The sequence below is a fragment of the Thalassolituus alkanivorans genome, assembly GCF_020447205.1.
GTDB classification, from domain to species: domain Bacteria; phylum Pseudomonadota; class Gammaproteobacteria; order Pseudomonadales; family Oceanobacteraceae; genus Venatoribacter; species Venatoribacter alkanivorans.
Genome location: NZ_JAJAEL010000031.1, coordinates 1 through 1230, shown reverse-complemented (window position 1 = coordinate 1230; position 1230 = coordinate 1). Strand labels below are relative to the sequence as shown.

Below are 1230 nucleotides of genomic sequence, written 5' to 3'. Positions count from 1 at the left end.
TGAATCGCCACCAGTTCGCTAGACACTTTCAAGCTTCATAAAATATTGCTGTTCATACTTTACCGGCGACAGCATTCCATTGGAACCATGCCTGCGGTTCGTATTGTAAAACATCTCGATATAATCAAATAAATCCATTCTGGCGGCTTCCCGGCTCGGATATATTTTCTTCTTCACACGTTCACGCTTAAGTAGCTGAAAGAAGCTCTCAGCCACAGCATTGTCATGGCAGTTACCGCGTCGGCTCATGCTGCCTTTCAGGTTGTGCGCCTTAAGAAAATCATTCCAGTCATGGCTGGTAAACTGACTGCCCTGATCGGAATGGATCAGCACCTCGTGTTTCGGATTACGCCGCCATACCGCCATCATCAAGGCATCCAGAACAAGCTCCTTCGTCATTCTGGATCCCATTGCCCAACCAATGATACGGCGAGAGAACAAATCCATCACGGCTGCCAGATACAACCAGCCTTCGTGCGTACGGATATACGTGATGTCGGTTACCCACGAGTGATCCGGTCTGTCCGGGTTAAACTGACGACTCAGATTGTTGGCTGCAACAACGTGGCTTTCTCCAGTATGATGGCGCGGTTTTCGGTAGCCCACCTGAGCTTTCAGGCCTTCTTTGCTCATTAAACGGTGAACCTGATTAATGCCAGCCGTTTCACCGCTGTCACGTATGTCCCGATGGATTTTCCGATATCCGTAGACGCAGCCGGATTCGAGCCAGAATTGCTTAATCAGCCCCGTCAGTCGCTTATTGCGCTTCTGTCGGCTGGACTGGGGCTTTTGCAACCAGGCGTAGTACCCACTGATATGAACATCGAACAGAGAGCACAGTTGCCGTATTGGCAATGCGCCCTGATGTTCACGAATAAAGGCGTATCTTAGTCGTGGTGTTTCGCGAAGTACGCCGCGGCTTTTTTTAGCAAATCGCGCTCTTCAGTAACACGCTGAAGTTCTTTTTTAAGACGCCGTATCTCGGCCGCTTCAGCCACAGCCTGGTTATGCTGTTCGGAATCAGGCCCGTAGCGTTTAATCCATGCATACAGGCTGTGCGTGGTCATTCCTAATCGTTCAGCAACATCAGCGACGCTGTGGCCGGCAACGGTCACTTGCTTAACGGCTTCGATCTTGAATTCTTCGGGGTAACGTTTGTTGCTCATGCTCACCTCTGTTTGAGTCATTTTCTCTAACTCAAAGGTGTCTAGCAAACTGGTGGCGATTCAC

General features: G+C 49.9%; 1 protein-coding gene. It reads right to left on the bottom strand.

The window, feature by feature from the left end:
• Positions 1-18: 18 nt before the first annotated feature.
• Positions 19-1166, bottom strand: a protein-coding gene (locus LGT44_RS10395; RefSeq protein WP_230332335.1) for an IS3 family transposase whose coding sequence is annotated in 2 segments (ribosomal slippage) — positions 19-929 and positions 929-1166 — 1149 coding nt in all. Because the reading frame shifts where the segments join, the coding sequence is not laid out codon by codon here.
• Positions 1167-1230 lie beyond the last annotated feature (64 nt).